Origin of the sequence: Bacillus sp. FSL K6-1284 (assembly GCF_038002625.1) — a bacterium.
GTDB lineage: Bacteria > Bacillota > Bacilli > Bacillales > Bacillaceae > Bacillus > Bacillus paralicheniformis.
The window spans coordinates 3,901,576-3,917,309 of the sequence record NZ_JBBOCW010000001.1 but is presented as its reverse complement, the minus strand read 5'-3'; the positions used below and the strand labels follow the sequence as shown (position 1 = coordinate 3,917,309).

Here is a 15,734-nt window from a genome sequence, read left to right as displayed (position 1 = left end):
CCTTAATGCCTGAATGTCAACATAACCGAAAGCCATTATCAGGAGCGCAAGCCGGCATTTGGTTTGCTCAGCAGCTTGATCCGGAAAATCCGATCTACAATACAGCTGAATACGTTGAAATTAAAGGCCCGCTTGATCAGGAGCTTTTCGAGAAAGCGCTGCGCCATGTCATGAAAGAAGCTGAATCATTCCATGCCAGATTTGGAGAAGATCAAGACGGACCGTGGCAAGTGATCGTTCCGTCGGCAGATTTTCCGATTCATTATGTTGATGTCAGCTCAGAAACCGATCCGGAACAGGCGGCGAAAAGCTGGATGAAGGATGACCTTGCCCGTCCGGTTGATCTGACTCGCGGTCCGCTTTTTACAGAAGCGCTTTTCAAAACGGCGCCGGATCATTACTTCTGGTATCAGCGAACTCACCATATCGCAACGGACGGGTTCAGCTTTACATTGATCGCCGAGCGGCTGTCAAAAATATATACCGCATTGATGCAGAACAAATCGATCGATCAGAGCGGAGCCTTTGGCTCCCTCGATTTGATTCTCGCGGAGGAAACGGCTTACCGCGCATCAGAGAAGTATCAGGAAGATCGGCAATTTTGGCTTGAGCGATTCAGCGATGAACCGGAGGTAGTCAGTCTTGCCGAAAGGGCGCCGCGCACCTCTTCAAGCTTTCTTCGCAGGTCTGACTATCTGCCGAGTGAACATGCTGAGCGTCTTCTGTCTGCCGCAAGCAGAATGGGGGCAACTTGGCACGAAACCGTAATGGCAGCAGCTGCAATATATGTTCATCGGCTGACGGGGGCAAATGACGTCGTTCTCGGGATGCCGATGATGTGCCGCCTTGGGTCAGCCGCTCTCCATATTCCGGGTATGGTCATGAATCTCCTTCCGCTTCGGATTGGCATGCAGCCGGACATGAGCGTAGGAGAGCTGGTCAAGCAAATCTCAGCAGAGATGATGAAACTGAGGCGTCATCAGCATTACCGCCACGAAGAACTGCGCCGGGAACTCAAGCTGCTTGGCGAAAATCAGCGGCTGTTCGGTCCGCAGCTTAATTTGATGCCTTTTGAGCAACGCTTGAATTTTGCCGGCTGTCAAGGCATCGTGCATAATCTTGCCACAGGACCTGTGGACGATCTGTCAATCAACATTTACGGCCGCCCGGACGGAGGCGGGTTGAAAATAAACATGGATGCAAACCCCGCTGTTTATCATACGGATGAACTTGAACATCATATTCATCGTTTTCTTACTCTTCTGAAAACGATTGCCGATTGCGAGCAAACTCAGCCGGTGGGGACGTTGGATATTCTTCTCCCGGAAGAACGCGCTCAAATTTTGATCGAATGGAATCAAACAGACCGCGGTCTTCCAAATGAGAGTCTTACGCAACGATTTGAAATGATGGCGAAGGAGTACCCTGAATCTCCGGCAGTCGTTTCCAATGATGAGGTTCTCACCTATTCCGAATTAAATAAAAGGGCAAATCAACTGGCTCATCTGCTGATCAATAAGGGGGCGAAACCCGAGACATTCGTTGCTTTGGCCCTGCCGCGCTCAGCGGAAATGATTGTCAGCATGCTCGCCGTTCTCAAGGCTGGAGCGGCTTATTTACCTATAGATCCCGATTATCCGGCTGACAGGATCGAGTATATGCTCAATGATGCACAGCCGCTGTTTGTCATCACCAGCAAAAAAGCACAAGACATGATCAGTTCGCAAACGCCGAAGTTCATCCTTGATGAACAAACTGTTATGGAAAAAATCTCCGGATGTTCTGAAGGAAATCCCGGCAGACAGCATTCCGGCGCTCAGCCGGCATATATGATTTATACATCCGGATCAACCGGCAGACCTAAAGGCGTAGTTGTACAAGCTGAAAGCTTATTCAATTTTTTGCTTTCAATGCAGGATATGTTCCCGCTTAATCAAGACGACCGGCTGCTGGCCGTCACAACGATTGCATTCGACATCTCAGCACTCGAAATTTATTTGCCACTGATCAGCGGGTCGGCAGTCGTTCTTGCCGAGAAGGAGACGGTACAAGACCCCTCCGCATTGGCTAAAATGATTGAAACATACGGAATCACAATGATGCAGGCCACACCGACCCTTTGGTATGCATTGGCCTCGAGCGCTCCGGAGAAGCTTAAAGGTCTTCGTGCGCTTGTCGGAGGGGAAGCTCTGCAAGTCAGCTTGGCCCGGCAATTGCAGCAGCTTGGATGCACATTAACGAACCTTTATGGACCGACGGAAACAACGATTTGGTCTACAGCCGCCGCGCTGGGAGGCAACTGCACGAAATCTCCGGGGATCGGCCGTGCGATTTGGAATACGCAGCTGTATGTTCTAGACGCCGGATTGCAGCCCGTGCCTCCGGGAGCGGCTGGAGAACTTTATGTGGCAGGAACAGGAGTGGCGCGCGGCTACTTGAACCGTCATGCTCTCACGGCTGAACGCTTTATTGCGAATCCATACGGGCCGCCTGGATCGAGGATGTACCGGACGGGCGACCTCGTGCGCTGGCGCGAAGACGGGTCGCTTGATTATATCGGCCGTGCGGACCATCAAGTCAAAATTCGCGGATTCCGCATTGAGATGGGAGAAATAGAAGCGGTGCTTGCAAATCATCCGGTTGTTAAACAAGCTGCTGCTATTGTTCGTGAAGACCAGCCCGGTGATCCGCGTATATTTGCGTATGTCGTTCCCGCTTCGGGAGAAAGCCTTCATCCTGTCGAGCTTCGCGGCTACGTTGGTGAAACACTGCCCGACTATATGATTCCGTCTGCATTTGTCATTCTTGATGAACTGCCGCTTACGCCGAACGGAAAGCTTGACCGCAAATCCCTGCCGGCTCCGGCATTGAGTATGCATATAGGGGGACGTGAGCCAAGGGCACCTCAAGAGGAAATATTGTGTGATTTATTCGCTGAAGTGCTGGGGGTGCCACGAGTCAGTATTGATGACAGCTTTTTTGATCTCGGCGGACATTCGCTTCTGGCAGGCAGGCTTGTCGGCCGGATTCGGGAAACGCTTGGCGTCGAACTCGGAATCGGCCGTTTATTCGATGAGCCCACAGCCGCCGGGCTTGCCAAACAGCTTGATCAGGCGCAGAGCGCCCGTCCGGCATTGCGTAAAAGAGAGCGCCGGGAAGAAATTCCGCTGTCCTTCGCGCAGCGGCGCCTATGGTTTTTGCACTGTTTGGAAGGACCGAGCCCGACCTATAATATTCCGGTTGTCGTTCATTTAACCGGACGTTTGGACCGAGAGGCGCTGACAGCCGCTCTGGGCGATGTGGCAGCAAGACATGAGCCGCTTCGAACAATTTTTCCGTATCAGCAGGGGACAACACACCAGCTGATATTGGAAGCGGATCAAGCGCGTTCCGAACTCGCTGTATCCCATGTCAGCGAACATGATTTGGAAAAAGTCCTGGCTGAGGCTGTTCGGCACCGTTTTCATTTAGAAAAGGAACCTCCGTTTCGCGCCCAGCTATTCGTACTCGGACCGGACAAATTTGTTCTTCTTCTGCTTTTGCACCATATGATTGGCGACGGCTGGTCTTTAACGCCGCTGACCCGCGATTTGGAAACCGCCTACAATGCGCGTCTGAATGGTGAGGCACCTGCTTGGGAGCCGCTTTCTATACAATATGCCGACTATGCCGTATGGCAGGAACATCTGCTTGGACATGAGAGCAATCCGGACAGTCTGATTGCCAAGCAGCTCGGGTATTGGTCAAAGGCATTGGAACATCTGCCTGATCAGCTGGAGCTTCCGACTGATCACTCGCGTCCGTCGGAATCAAGCTACAGAGGCGGTACGATTGATCTCAGCATTGACGAACAGCTACACGGCCGTTTGCTCGGTTTGTCCCGCAGCACCGGAGTCAGCATGTTCATGATTTTGCAGTCGGCCCTTGCCTCACTGCTGACACGGCTCGGAGCAGGCCACGACATTCCGCTCGGGAGCCCGATAGCGGGAAGAAACGATGATGCTTTAGGCGGAATTGTCGGATTGTTCGTTAATACGCTTGTGCTCCGAACAGATACATCGGGTAATCCAAGTTTTCGGGAACTTCTGAACAGAGTTAGAAAAGTAAATCTTGCAGCATATGAGCATCAGGACCTTCCGTTCGAGCGCCTTGTTGAAGTGCTCAATCCTGCCAGGTCAAGAGCGAGACATCCGCTGTTCCAAATCATGCTCGCCTATCAAAATACGCCTGAACCTGAGCTTGAACTTTCCGGCCTTAAATCAGACATTGACATTCGCAGTGTCGGCGCAGCCAAGTTTGATTTGACGATTGAGCTTCGGGAACATCGAAAAGCGGATGGAACACCCGCAGGTATCGGCGGATTTGTGGAATACAGCACAGATTTATTTGAGCGAAATACGGTTCAAACATTAGCCGAACGGCTTGTCAGACTGCTGGATTCAGCAGTATCCGACCCTGATCAGCCGATCGGAAGACTTGATATTCTCCTTCCGGCCGAACGTGAAAACATGCTGGCTGACTGGAGCAAATCGTCCAACAACATAACTTGTTCATCTTTGCCTGTTTTATTTGAAAAGCAGGCTGCGAAGGACCCGGAAGCCGTTGCGGTTATATATGAAAATGACTCGCTCACATACGGCGAGCTCAATAGACGCGCTAACCGGCTTGCCCATCTCCTGATCGCCAAAGGGGTCGGTCCCGAACAATTTGCTGCCCTGGCGCTGCCAAGATCTTTGGATATGGTTGTCGGACTGCTTGCAGTGCTGAAAGCTGGCGCGGCATATGTGCCTCTGGATCCGGACTACCCGGCAGAAAGGATAGCGTTTATGTTGAATGATGCACATCCTGCCTGCATCGTTACGAGTTCAGCGGTCGAATCATGCCTTTCTGTTCCCGCATCTGTTGAACGGATTGTCCTTGATGACCCTTGCATACAAGAGGAACTGAACGGATGCGCTTCTGCCAATCCGGTTAATGTCGACCGTACGAAGCCTTTGCTGCCTCTTCACCCGGCGTATGTCATTTACACATCCGGTTCGACCGGCAAGCCGAAAGGAGTGATCGTTCCACATCAAAATGTCGTGCGGCTGTTCGGAGCGACTGACCAATGGTTCCATTTTGGCTCTGACGATGTTTGGACGATGTTTCATTCTTACGCATTTGATTTTTCGGTATGGGAAATTTGGGGAGCGCTGCTCAATGGGGGACGGCTTGTCGTGGTGCCTCATACAATCAGCCGCTCGCCGGCCGACTTTCTCAATCTTCTCGTACGCGAGGGAGTGACTGTGCTCAATCAGACCCCTTCCGCATTTTATCAATTGATGCAGGCTGACCGGGACAATGCTGAGACAGGAAAGTGCCTTTCCTTGCGCTTTATCATTTTTGGAGGGGAAGCGCTCGAACTGAAGAGGCTTGAAGATTGGTATGAACGCCATCCGGAGCATTTCCCGCGGCTGATTAATATGTACGGAATTACAGAAACGACGGTACATGTCAGCTATATTTCCCTCGATCAGCAGACTGCAGCACTTCAAGCGAACAGCCTGATCGGTCAAGGGATTCCCGATTTAGGTGTATATGTGCTTGATGAATACCTTGAACCGGTACCCCCGGGCGTCACCGGAGAGATGTATGTGTCGGGGGGCGGCCTCGCACGGGGTTACTTGGGCAGACCCGATTTGACGGCAGACCGTTTTGTCGCTGATCCGTTTGGTCCGCCCGGAACCCGGATGTACCGAACCGGCGATCTTGCCCGCAGGCGCCAAGACGGCTCTCTTGATTATATGGGCAGGGCCGATCAGCAGATCAAGATCCGCGGCTTTAGAATCGAACTCGGCGAGATAGAAGCGGTGCTTGTCCGCCATCACAAGGTGAATCAAGCTGCTGTAGTTGTAAGGGAAGACCAGCCCGGGGACAAGCGCCTGATCGCCTATGTTGTCCCGACGTCTGAAGAAGAAACTGATCCGGCTGAGCTGCGCCGGTTTGCCGCAGGCACTCTGCCGGAGTACATGGTGCCTTCTGCATTTGTAAAAATTGCAGACCTGCCATTGACTCCAAATGGCAAACTTGATCGAAAAGCGCTGCCTGAGCCTGATTTTGCCGCGGCTGTTAAAGGGCGGGGGCCAAGAACACCGCAGGAAGAAATCTTATGCGATCTTTTTTCAGAAATCCTCAATGTGCCGCGGATTGGTATTGATGACGGATTCTTCGAACTTGGCGGTCATTCTCTGCTCGCCGTACAGCTGATGAGCCGCATTCGTGAAGCGCTCGGCGTCGAGCTCGGCATCGGCGACCTGCTTGAAGCGCCTACTGTCAGCGGACTCGCTGAACGGCTTGAATCCGGCGGCGGGCAAAGTGCGCTGGATGTACTGCTTCCGCTGAGAACCGGAGGCAGTCAGGATCCCCTGTTTTGTGTACATCCGGCCGGGGGCCTCAGCTGGTGTTATGCCGGTTTAATGACGGCACTCGGGAAGGAATATCCGATATACGGCCTTCAAGCTCGCGGGATCGCAAGGCAGGAAGAGCTTCCTGATACGCTCGACGACATGGCCGCGGATTATATCAGGCACATTCGTACGATTCAGCCAACAGGGCCTTATCGTCTTCTCGGCTGGTCTCTCGGAGGCAATGTTGTACATGCGATCGCAACTCAGCTGCAGGAACAAGGGGAAGACATTTCGCTTCTTGTCATGCTTGATGCATACCCGAATCACTTCCTTCCAATTAAAGATGCACCTGATGAGCAGGAAGCATTGATTGCACTCTTGGCATTGGGAGGATACGATCCGGACAGCCTTAACGGGGAACCGCTGAAACTTTCCAGTGCGATCGATATACTGCGCCGAGACGGCAGTGCGCTTGCCAGCCTGGATGAGGCTGCGATCTTGAATTTAAAGGAGACTTATGTGAATTCCGTCCGGATTTTAAGCGAATATAAGCCCCGCGTCTTTCATGGTGATATCCTGTTCTTCAAATCTACCGTGATACCGGAATGGTTTGATCCGATCGATCCGGAGTCATGGCTTCCTTATCTGAACGGAAACATTGATATTCATGATATGGATTGCCGGCATAAAGATTTGTGCCAGCCGGAGCCGCTGGCCGAAATCGGACGTCATGTTGCGGAAAAACTGGACGGCTTGAAAAAGATACGGACAAGTAGGGAGAGATAACGATGACAAATCCTTTTGAAAATGAACAGGGCACATATGTTGTTTTAATGAATGAGGAAGGCCAGTATTCACTCTGGCCCGCCTTTGTTCATATTCCGGCAGGGTGGGAGATTGTCTGCGGGGAAACGAGCCGCAGCGCCTGCATCGACTATATCAGCTCGAATTGGACCGATCTCTCGCCGAACAGCTTGAAGCCGGCTGCAGAAGTTCACGGCGGTCAGCAATGAAGAGAAGGCCGTTCAATCAAAGGACGGTTGTCAGCATTGTATATGTAACGGCCATGTTTATGGCTGCAATGGATGCGAGTGTCATTAACATGGCATTGCCCGCCATCATGAACGAATTTCAAACTTTGCCGTCTGCTGCAGGCACAATTAACATCGGATACTTAGTCAGCTTGGCGGTCTTTCTTCCCGCAGCCGGCTGGTTTGGAGACCGCTTTGGGACAAAGCGTGTTTTCCTTGCCGCGCTTTCCATATTTACGGCTGCATCCGCATTATGCGGAATCGCTGACAATCTGGCGGCATTAAACGTATTTCGCGTGATCCAGGGAGCCGGCGGCGGATTGATCACACCAGTGGGAATGGCAATCTTGTTCAGGACGTTTCCTCCACACGAACGGGCTAAAATTTCGAGAGTTCTCGTCCTTCCGATTGCGGTCGCGCCTGCGGTTGGGCCGATCATCAGCGGGTTTCTGACGGATCAGCTGTCATGGCGCTGGATTTTTTACATTAATATTCCGATCGGTATGATCATTCTGCTGTTTGGCCTGTTATATCTTCATGAACATATGGAGCCGAAAGCGGGGAGATTTGATTGGCTAGGATTTCTTTTGGCTGGGCCGGGAATGGCGTTGGCAGTTTTTGCACTCAGCCAGGGGCCTGTGCAGGGCTTCGGCTCTCCGAATGTGCTTGTTTCAGGAACCGGGGGAGTGATTCTCCTCGCCATTCTCGTTTTTGTCGAGCTGAAGGCTGAGCATCCGCTGATTGAACTGCGCTTATTGAAGGACCGGGTTTTTGGAATGATGAGCGTCATTTCGCTTTTGACAGCAGGCGGACTCCTTGGCATGCTCTATATATTTCCGCTGTTGTGCCAGGAAGCACTCGGCTATTCTGCGACCGATACCGCTTTGATCACGTTTCCCGAAGCATTAGGCTTGATGCTGGCCTCCCAGCTGATGCCGAGGTCGTTAGATAAGTTCGGGCCGAGGCGGGTCATTTCCGTTGCGCTTTTAGGCGCCGCTGTATTGTTTGGGCTGCTGAGCCTGACCGGATACGGGTCAAATCTGTGGCTTCTCAGGCTGCTGCTGTTTTCGGCGGGCTTTTTCCTGGGGCATGCGGTTGGCGCGGCGCAGGTTGTTTGTTTTGCCAACATTTCATCCTCATCAATGGGTCGGGCAACGACGCTGTTTAATGTGCAAAACCGACTCGGATCTGCTTTTGGAGTTGCCGTCATGTCGTGCGTCCTTGCCGTGCTCAGTCAGCCTGGCGCAGGGATAGAGCCCGATTTATCAGCTTACCGGACCGCTTTGCTCGGTGCAGCCGGCTTCCTCATGGCAGCATTTTTCATCGCACTCAAGCTCAAGGATGCTGACACTGAACGTCAAATGGACAAGCATGCTTCAGTTTCCAAAGGTGCGGCGGCTTCCGGTAAGTAAAACAAAAATCCTCCCGTTTCCGGGAGGATTTTTTTACCGCATGAATGGCGCGCTATAAAATCGGCGACAGCAGGATCGAAATGGCTTCTTTGAAGCGGATCGATTTGCTTCTGTTTAAATATTCCTCATAGGTCAGCTCCCTTGAGACTTGCAGATCTTTTTCAAATGATAGGACAAGGCTTCTCGAAATTTCCTCATCGTATAAAAAAGCATTCACTTCAAAATTGAGCTTGAAGCTGCGCATATCAATATTTGCCGTGCCGACTGATGAAATTTCTTCATCTACAACAATTGTTTTCGCATGGATAAATCCGTTGTCGTAAATAAATACGGAAGCGCCGGCTTTTAAAAGTTCGCCGATGTAAGAATAGGTAGCCCAGTACACAAAAGGATGGTCGGGTTTGTTAGGAATCATGATTCTCACGTCAACGCCGGACAGACAAGCAATTCTGAGGGCATCGAGCAGGCTTGCGTCCGGAATAAAATAAGGCGTCTGTATAAGAATCGACCGCTTTGCCGTTGATATCATTTTAATATAGCCGTTTTTAATCTGCTCCCATTCTGAATCGGGGCCGCTGGTGACGATTTGCATGCCGATGTTTCCGTTGGAATCGATGTCAGGAAAGTGGTTTGGCATATATGTAATATCGTGATGGTGCGAGGCCTGATTCCAATCCAGGATAAAACGCGTTTGAATCGAATGGACTGCCGTTCCTTTGATTCTGAGATGCGTGTCCCGCCAATAGCCAAAAGCCGGATTTAGACCGAGGTATTCGTCCCCGACATTAAATCCTCCGACATAGCCGATGACGCCGTCGATGATGACGAGCTTGCGGTGGTTGCGGTAATTCATGCGCAAATTGATAAATTTAAAACGCGACGGGAAAAAAACTTCGACAAATCCTCCCGCCTTTTTCAGATCTTTGAAAAAGCTTTTCCTGAGGCTTCTTGATCCCAATTCATCATACAAAACACGGACTTCAACGCCTTCTTTTGCTTTTTTGATCAGCGCGTCCCGCAGCTTTTTTCCGATCTCATCGCCTTTATAAATATAATATTGAAGATGTATATGGTCTTTGGCGTTTTCAATGTCGCGAAGCAGTCTGTCGAATTTCTGGCGTCCGTCCGTTAACAGCTCGACCGCATTGTCTTCCGTGAAAACGGCGTGGTTATTCAGAATGTGCATATAAATCAAGTCTTTGCTGTCCGCCGTCGCTTTATTGCGAAATTCAAACTCGCGGTTTTTCAGCTTGGTCAGCTGCTGTTCCAATATTTTTTCCATCCCGATCCTCTTTCGGTCTTCCCATTGAAAAAGGTGATTCCTGCTCAAATTGTGGCCGAAGAGCAAATAGAGGATAAAGCCAAGAACGGGAATAAAGAAGAGTACCAAGAGCCAGGCCCAGGAGGAGCTTGCATCCCGGCGTTCCCTAAAGATCACAACGATTGCCAATAGCGTGTTTAAAACTAATATAAAGCCGAGAAATATCGATGTGATGCTGATATTTTTAATAATATCCATATTGAACCTCACAAGACGGATTTGTTTTTATACATTCCATTTATAACAGTTACTCCCCTTTCAAGCAACTATCTCATGTTATACGGGGCGGGGGACGGAAAGTTCCTAATAAAAAGGGGAAAGGCAAAAAACTGTAAAACATGTTGGATCTAAGTTACGATATACATATAAAAAGCGTGATTTAATCAGCGAAACAACGCCTCTTTAACCAAATCGGGAGGGATTGATTATGGATATGGAACGTTTCCATCAAATGCCGGCTTTTATGAAAGAAGAAATGGATAACCTCAAGCATGTGGCGGCGCCGTTCTTAAAGAAAAGGCTGATATTTCTTTTTATCGCGATTCCGCTGCTTGTTGCTTCATTGGTTTATCTTTCTTCTTTTTGGGGGCAGGCATCCTATGGAACCGATTCAATGATAAAAATCGGCTGCGCTGCCGCAGCAGCAGCTTTCGGCATGGCGCTGTTCAGAGAGTCGTCTTACCAAAAAAGAAATGTTCAGCAATCGGTGATGAAATATATATTGGAACGGATGCAAACAAGCGAAGTGCTTTCCGATGAACGGAAAAGCCGGTACGTTCAGGCGGTCAAAGAAGAGCCGTTTACTGTGATGAGAAGCTTTTTGGAATTTTTAAATGAAGAAGAGATCAGAAGGCGCAGGCTGGCTGAATGATGAAAGAAAAAAAGAGCTGCATGACAGCTCTTTTTTTCGTGCCATGATGATCAGGCTTCATTCAATTCTTTTCCTAATATTTTTAAATCGTACCGTATTCGATCCATCTCGGCGATTCCGGGAAAGTGTCCCCACTCGGTAAAGCCGTATTTTTTGAAAAGCTTGATGCTCGGTTCGTTGTGGGCGAAAATAAACGCCATTAAAGAACGGATTCCAAGCTTTGGCGCGACTTCAAGCGCTTTTTCAAGCACCGCTGAACCCGCCCCTTTGCCGCGGTGGTCTTCATGAAGGTAAATGCTGACTTCGGCGGTTTTGTTATAGGCGGGCCTACCGTAAAATGATTCGAAGCTGATCCAGCCGGCGATATCCCCTTGTTCATTTTCCACAATATAAAGAGGCCTTGCCTCGGTATGGTTCAAAAACCAGTTCAGCCTTTCTTCAGGTGTGACGGGTTCTGTATCTGCCGTAACCATTCGCGACGCAATGGTGGAGTTGTAAATTTCGACTACTGCGGGAAGGTCTTCCCGATTGGCGATCCGTAGTTTCATTCTCTCTGTCCTTTCTTCATATGTTATATCTTCGGCGTTTTTCCCGTTATCATGCACATTGGTGAAATTTCAGGTTTTAGGGCGGTTTTTACATAAAAACGAAGCAGCCGGTGCAGACTAACTTGAAAAAAAGTTTTTTGTAAATGTATATATTTTCTGAAAAGTGTTCAGAATGTTGCTGAGGTGATGAGTAATGAAAGAGGAAGAAAAGAATCGTACTTCCAAAATCACAAAGCTGCAACAGTTTTTTCGCAAACGCTGGGTATTTCCGGCCATCTATTTGACAAGTGCCGTCGTTGTATTAACCGCCGTTCTTTGGTATCAATCGGCTTCTAACAACGATGTAAAAGATCAGCTTGCTGACGATGGTAAGAAATCAGCCTATGATAACCGGGATGACGCGGTAGAAGTAGGCAAACCAGTTGAAAATGTCGCAATGCCGGTTGCTGATTCTGAAAATGTTTCTGTCGTTAAAAAGTTCTTTGAAACTGACGCAACTAAAGAAGAGAAAGAAGCAGCACTTGTAAACTATAATAACACGTACAGCATGAGCAAAGGTATCGACTTGGCTGAGAAAGACGGAAAAACATTCGATGTTTCCGCATCTCTCAGCGGTACGGTCATCAAAGCTGCAAAAGACCCTGTACTGGGCTACGTTGTTGAAGTTGAACATGAAAATGGTTTATCAACTGTGTATCAGTCTCTTTCTGAAGTAAGCGTCAAACAAGGTGACAAGATTGAACAAAATCAAGTCATCGGAAAAGCAGGCAAAAACCTTTACAATGAAGAAGGCGGAAACCATGTGCATTTTGAAATCCGCAAAGACGGTGTTGCGCTAAACCCGTTGAACTTCATGGACAAGCCGGTCTCCAGCATCGAAAAAGCGGTGGAGGAACAAGCGGCTGAAATGAAGGAACCTGCTCAGCCTTCTGTTGAAGAAAAGTCAAAAACAGAAGACAAAGCGAAAGATCAAACAGGTGGAAAAGACGACAAAACCAAACGGGAAGATTCGTCTGAAGGGTCAGAAAATCAAGACGGAACCCAGTCTGACGATTCAAGCCAGTCATAAGGCACGCTTCCCTCAGAGCGCCTATCAAATACGATAGGCGCCTTTTTTGTTACAATCATAAAAAACCCGTATCAAATTTGCAGAGCCAGCCGTTTATTAAGTAAGAGGCCTCTTTTAAGGAGTGTGAATGCATTCATGAATGAGCTAGAACAGCAAGCGTTGATGAAGTATTGCATGAGAATGACAGGTGATAAATGGGATGCCGAGGATTTAGTCCAGGATACCATCCTGAAATTAATCGAAATCAATCGAACAGACGCCTCACATGCTTATCAAAAGACGGTGGCAAAGCATAAATGGATTGACCTGCTCAGAAAAAGGAAACGCGAAATCTTTCTGTCTGAAGACAATCTGGAAGACGGGAGGGCAGAGCGCATGAAGGCGGCCGATGACTTCGAGCACCTGCTGAAACAGCTTTCCGGTATTTTAACGCCGAAGCAATTAACGATTTTTCTGCTCAAAGATGTGTTTTCCTTTCAGCTGCACGAAATCGCCGAGTCGCTCGGTAAGCCCGAATCATCCGTCAAATCGCTTTTATTCAGATCGCGTCAGCGATTAAAAAGGCTTTCTCCGGATGTTCTGCAAAGGGAAGCGGCGGACCGGGATGACGAACACATTGACCTGCTTGTTCGGGCGATATTGTATCACAACCCCGATGCTCTGCTCGAATTTGCCAAACAGACATGGCTTTTCGGCGCTTCACAGCCGTCCTGCATCAGCATGATGAGGTGTGCTGCCTAGGAGGAAAAAGGCTATGAACACCATACCTTACGTCATTGAGAAAACGGCTGCCGGTGAAAGATCGTACGATATTTTTTCCAGACTTTTAAAAGACCGGATCATTATGATCGGCTCTGAATTCAACGATGACCTCGCCAATCGGGTCACCGCCCAGTTGCTGTTTTTGTCAGCCGAAGACAATGAAAAAGACATTTCGATCTATATCAACAGCCCGGGCGGATCAACTTCCGCGGGATATGCGATTTTGGATACGATGGACTATGTGAAGCCGGATGTCCGCACGATCTGCGTCGGAATGGCAGCTTCCATGGGAGCGATTCTTCTCGCCGGCGGAACAAAAGGCAAACGGTATGCGCTCAAAAACAGCGAAATCATGATCCATCAGCCACTCGGCGGCGTCAAAGGACAGGCGACAGACATGGAGATTTCAGCGAAGCGAATCATCAAACTGAGGGGAAAAATCGAGCGCTTCTTTCACGAACGAACGGGCCAGCCCATTGAAAAACTAAAAGCCGACATGGAACGCGATTACTTTATGGATGCGGACGAAGCGAAGGCATACGGTGTGATTGACGCCGTTTTATAACATCAGAAAAGCTCCCGGCTTAACTTCAGCCGGGAGCTTCGATCTTTTTATAAAGCGTCAGGACCTTCCTCGCCTGTGCGGATGTTGATGGTGTTTTTAATTTCGTATATGAAGATCTTGCCGTCACCGGGTTCCCCGGTTTTCAGGACGTTTTGCGCCGTCTCGGCCACCTTTTCGACAGGCACTTTGCTGACGACGATTTCGACTTTTAACCTTTCATATACATTGCTTTCGCGTTTGACCCCGCGGTAAAGCTCTGTATGCCCTTTTTGCAGGCCGCATCCGTGTACATTGTAAAACGTAATGGACGTTACCCCGATTTTGGCCAGCTCCGTTTTCAGCTTTTCAAAGTTTGTAGGACGAGTTACAATTTCCACCTTATACATTTGACCGCTCATACCATCACTCCTGACAAATTAATCTTGATACGCTTTTTCGCCGTGCAGCGTCAGATCGAGGCCCAATGATTCTTCATCCTCTGAGGCACGGAGTTTAAAGAAAATACTGACTATCTTAATAATAGCGTATGTGACGATTGCGACAAACAAATATGTTGCGGCAATCGCAATCAACTGTTTCCAAAGGAGACTGATGTCTCCGTAAAAAAGCCCGTTTGCTCCGTCTGCGTTGACTGATGTCGTCGCGAACAAGCCCGTCGCGATTCCGCCCCATGTTCCGCCGAGCCCGTGAAGTCCGAAGGCATCGAGCGCATCATCGTAGCCGAATTTTTTCTTCAGCGAAAACACACCCCAGAAACAGACGATTCCACCGATGAGCCCGATCCATACGGATGAGAAAGGCGTAACAAAGCCTGCGCCCGGTGTAATCGCGACAAGCCCCGCGATTGCTCCCGAGACGGCGCCGAGCATCGTCGGCTTTTTATTGATCAGCCATTCTGCCAAAATCCAGCCGATCAGCCCCGCAGCCGCAGCCGTATTCGTGTTGATAAAAGCGGTCATGGCGACTTCATCGATCGTCAGGGCGCTTCCGACGTTGAATCCGAACCATCCGAACCAGATCAAAGTCGCCCCGAGCAAAGTCAGAAGGAGGTTGTGAGGGGCGGTATCGCTGATATTTTTCCGCTTGCCGAGAACAATCGCAACAACCAGGCCGGCTACACCGGAAGAGATGTGAACGACGTTGCCGCCGGCAAAATCGATCGCTCCCAGCTCGTCAAGCCAGCCTCCACCCCATACCCAGTGGGCGACCGGCGAGTAAACGAAAACCGCCCAGAGCACCGAAAAAAGAATAAAGGCCGGAAAGCGCATTCGCTCCGCAAAGCTTCCGGAAATAATCGCAGTCGTCAGTACGGCAAATGTCAATTGGAACATCATATAAAGCGTATGCGGGATCGTCTCCGAATAATCGGCATTGGGTTCAAATCCGATACCTTGCAGTCCGATCCAATCCAAACCCCCGATCAATGGGTTTCCGGGAGCGAAAGCGAGCGAATAGCCGAACAAAATCCATATGATGGAAACGATGGCGATTGAAGATAAGCTGTGCATAACGGTGCTGAGCACATTTTTGCTCCTGACAAGTCCTCCGTAAAATAAAGCGATGCCCGGCGTCATCAGCCATACGAGCAAAGCGCAAAAGAACATAAATACTGTATCCCCCATCTGCATGTTTCATTCCTCCGTAGTCATTTAGATTGAGAGCAGATCTCTTTTTCTTTCATTATAGTGACAAAAGGGAGATATCATGATGAACATGTCAGATTTCCTCACATGGTTTTTAGGAAGAAAAGCGGACAGGGAGAGGCTGAA

Annotated in this window: 11 protein-coding genes; 7 read left to right on the top strand and 4 right to left on the bottom strand. The window is 49.5% G+C overall.

The window, feature by feature from the left end; genetic code table 11:
- Positions 1-5: 5 nt before the first annotated feature.
- From MHB72_RS20030 to MHB72_RS20020, 3 genes are read left to right on the top strand one after another with little or no spacing between them, the layout of a single operon-like run.
- Positions 6-7,172, top strand: a complete 7,167-nt coding sequence (locus MHB72_RS20030; RefSeq protein WP_216919351.1) for an amino acid adenylation domain-containing protein — start codon at positions 6-8, stop codon at positions 7,170-7,172.
- 2 nt (positions 7,173-7,174) lie between these two features.
- Positions 7,175-7,399, top strand: coding sequence for an MbtH family protein (locus MHB72_RS20025; RefSeq protein WP_023857108.1), 225 nt, complete (start codon positions 7,175-7,177; stop codon positions 7,397-7,399).
- A complete protein-coding gene (locus tag MHB72_RS20020) occupies positions 7,396-8,829 on the top strand; it encodes an MDR family MFS transporter (protein WP_216919359.1) in 1,434 nt (477 codons plus the stop codon). Before MHB72_RS20025 ends, MHB72_RS20020 begins: the two co-directional genes overlap by 4 nt.
- Positions 8,830-8,881: 52 nt before the next feature.
- On the opposite strand, the gene cls is transcribed toward MHB72_RS20020, so the two are convergent.
- Positions 8,882-10,330, bottom strand: a complete 1,449-nt coding sequence (cls, locus tag MHB72_RS20015; RefSeq protein ID WP_023857110.1) for a cardiolipin synthase — start codon at positions 10,328-10,330, stop codon at positions 8,882-8,884.
- A 247-nt stretch (positions 10,331-10,577) separates the two neighbouring features.
- Between cls and MHB72_RS20010 the strand changes: the two genes are divergently transcribed.
- The gene (locus MHB72_RS20010) at positions 10,578-11,021 is read left to right on the top strand and encodes a YwnF family protein (protein WP_025810657.1); all 444 of its coding nucleotides are present in this window, start codon (positions 10,578-10,580) and stop codon (positions 11,019-11,021) included.
- A gap of 50 nt (positions 11,022-11,071) precedes the next feature.
- On the opposite strand, the gene MHB72_RS20005 is transcribed toward MHB72_RS20010, so the two are convergent.
- Positions 11,072-11,569 carry a GNAT family N-acetyltransferase gene (locus MHB72_RS20005; RefSeq protein ID WP_216919361.1) on the bottom strand — a complete coding sequence of 166 codons (498 nt, stop codon included), beginning with the start codon at positions 11,567-11,569 and terminating at the stop codon, positions 11,072-11,074.
- 193 nt (positions 11,570-11,762) lie between these two features.
- On the opposite strand from MHB72_RS20005, the gene MHB72_RS20000 reads away from it, so the two are divergent.
- From MHB72_RS20000 to MHB72_RS19990, 3 genes are all read left to right on the top strand, one after another.
- Positions 11,763-12,638, top strand: coding sequence for a M23 family metallopeptidase (locus tag MHB72_RS20000; protein WP_023857113.1), 876 nt, complete (start codon positions 11,763-11,765; stop codon positions 12,636-12,638).
- 135 nt (positions 12,639-12,773) lie between these two features.
- Positions 12,774-13,379, top strand: coding sequence for an RNA polymerase sigma factor (locus MHB72_RS19995; protein WP_020453224.1), 606 nt, complete (start codon positions 12,774-12,776; stop codon positions 13,377-13,379).
- A 13-nt stretch (positions 13,380-13,392) separates the two neighbouring features.
- Positions 13,393-13,965 carry an ATP-dependent Clp protease proteolytic subunit gene (locus tag MHB72_RS19990; protein ID WP_216919363.1) on the top strand — a complete coding sequence of 191 codons (573 nt, stop codon included), beginning with the start codon at positions 13,393-13,395 and terminating at the stop codon, positions 13,963-13,965.
- A 47-nt stretch (positions 13,966-14,012) separates the two neighbouring features.
- Here MHB72_RS19990 and MHB72_RS19985 read toward each other — a convergent pair whose 3' ends face one another.
- Together MHB72_RS19985 and MHB72_RS19980 are read right to left on the bottom strand one after the other, a co-directional pair.
- Complete coding sequence (locus MHB72_RS19985) at positions 14,013-14,363, bottom strand: P-II family nitrogen regulator (RefSeq protein WP_003185936.1); 351 nt, start codon at positions 14,361-14,363, stop codon at positions 14,013-14,015.
- 18 nt (positions 14,364-14,381) lie between these two features.
- On the bottom strand, positions 14,382-15,593 hold the full coding sequence (locus MHB72_RS19980) for an ammonium transporter (RefSeq protein ID WP_023857117.1): 1,212 nt from the start codon (positions 15,591-15,593) through the stop codon (positions 14,382-14,384).
- Positions 15,594-15,734: the final 141 nt, after the last annotated feature.

Coding starts and splice junctions, on each gene's coding strand:
- MHB72_RS20025 (WP_023857108.1), top strand. CDS start 7,175: ATGACAAATCCTTTTGAAAATGAACAGGGCACATATGTTGTTTTAATG.
- MHB72_RS20030 (WP_216919351.1), top strand. CDS start 6: ATGCCTGAATGTCAACATAACCGAAAGCCATTATCAGGAGCGCAAGCC.
- MHB72_RS19980 (WP_023857117.1), bottom strand. CDS start 15,593: ATGCAGATGGGGGATACAGTATTTATGTTCTTTTGCGCTTTGCTCGTA.
- MHB72_RS19990 (WP_216919363.1), top strand. CDS start 13,393: ATGAACACCATACCTTACGTCATTGAGAAAACGGCTGCCGGTGAAAGA.
- MHB72_RS20020 (WP_216919359.1), top strand. CDS start 7,396: ATGAAGAGAAGGCCGTTCAATCAAAGGACGGTTGTCAGCATTGTATAT.
- MHB72_RS20010 (WP_025810657.1), top strand. CDS start 10,578: ATGGATATGGAACGTTTCCATCAAATGCCGGCTTTTATGAAAGAAGAA.
- MHB72_RS20005 (WP_216919361.1), bottom strand. CDS start 11,569: ATGAAACTACGGATCGCCAATCGGGAAGACCTTCCCGCAGTAGTCGAA.
- MHB72_RS20000 (WP_023857113.1), top strand. CDS start 11,763: ATGAAAGAGGAAGAAAAGAATCGTACTTCCAAAATCACAAAGCTGCAA.
- MHB72_RS19995 (WP_020453224.1), top strand. CDS start 12,774: ATGAATGAGCTAGAACAGCAAGCGTTGATGAAGTATTGCATGAGAATG.
- MHB72_RS19985 (WP_003185936.1), bottom strand. CDS start 14,363: ATGAGCGGTCAAATGTATAAGGTGGAAATTGTAACTCGTCCTACAAAC.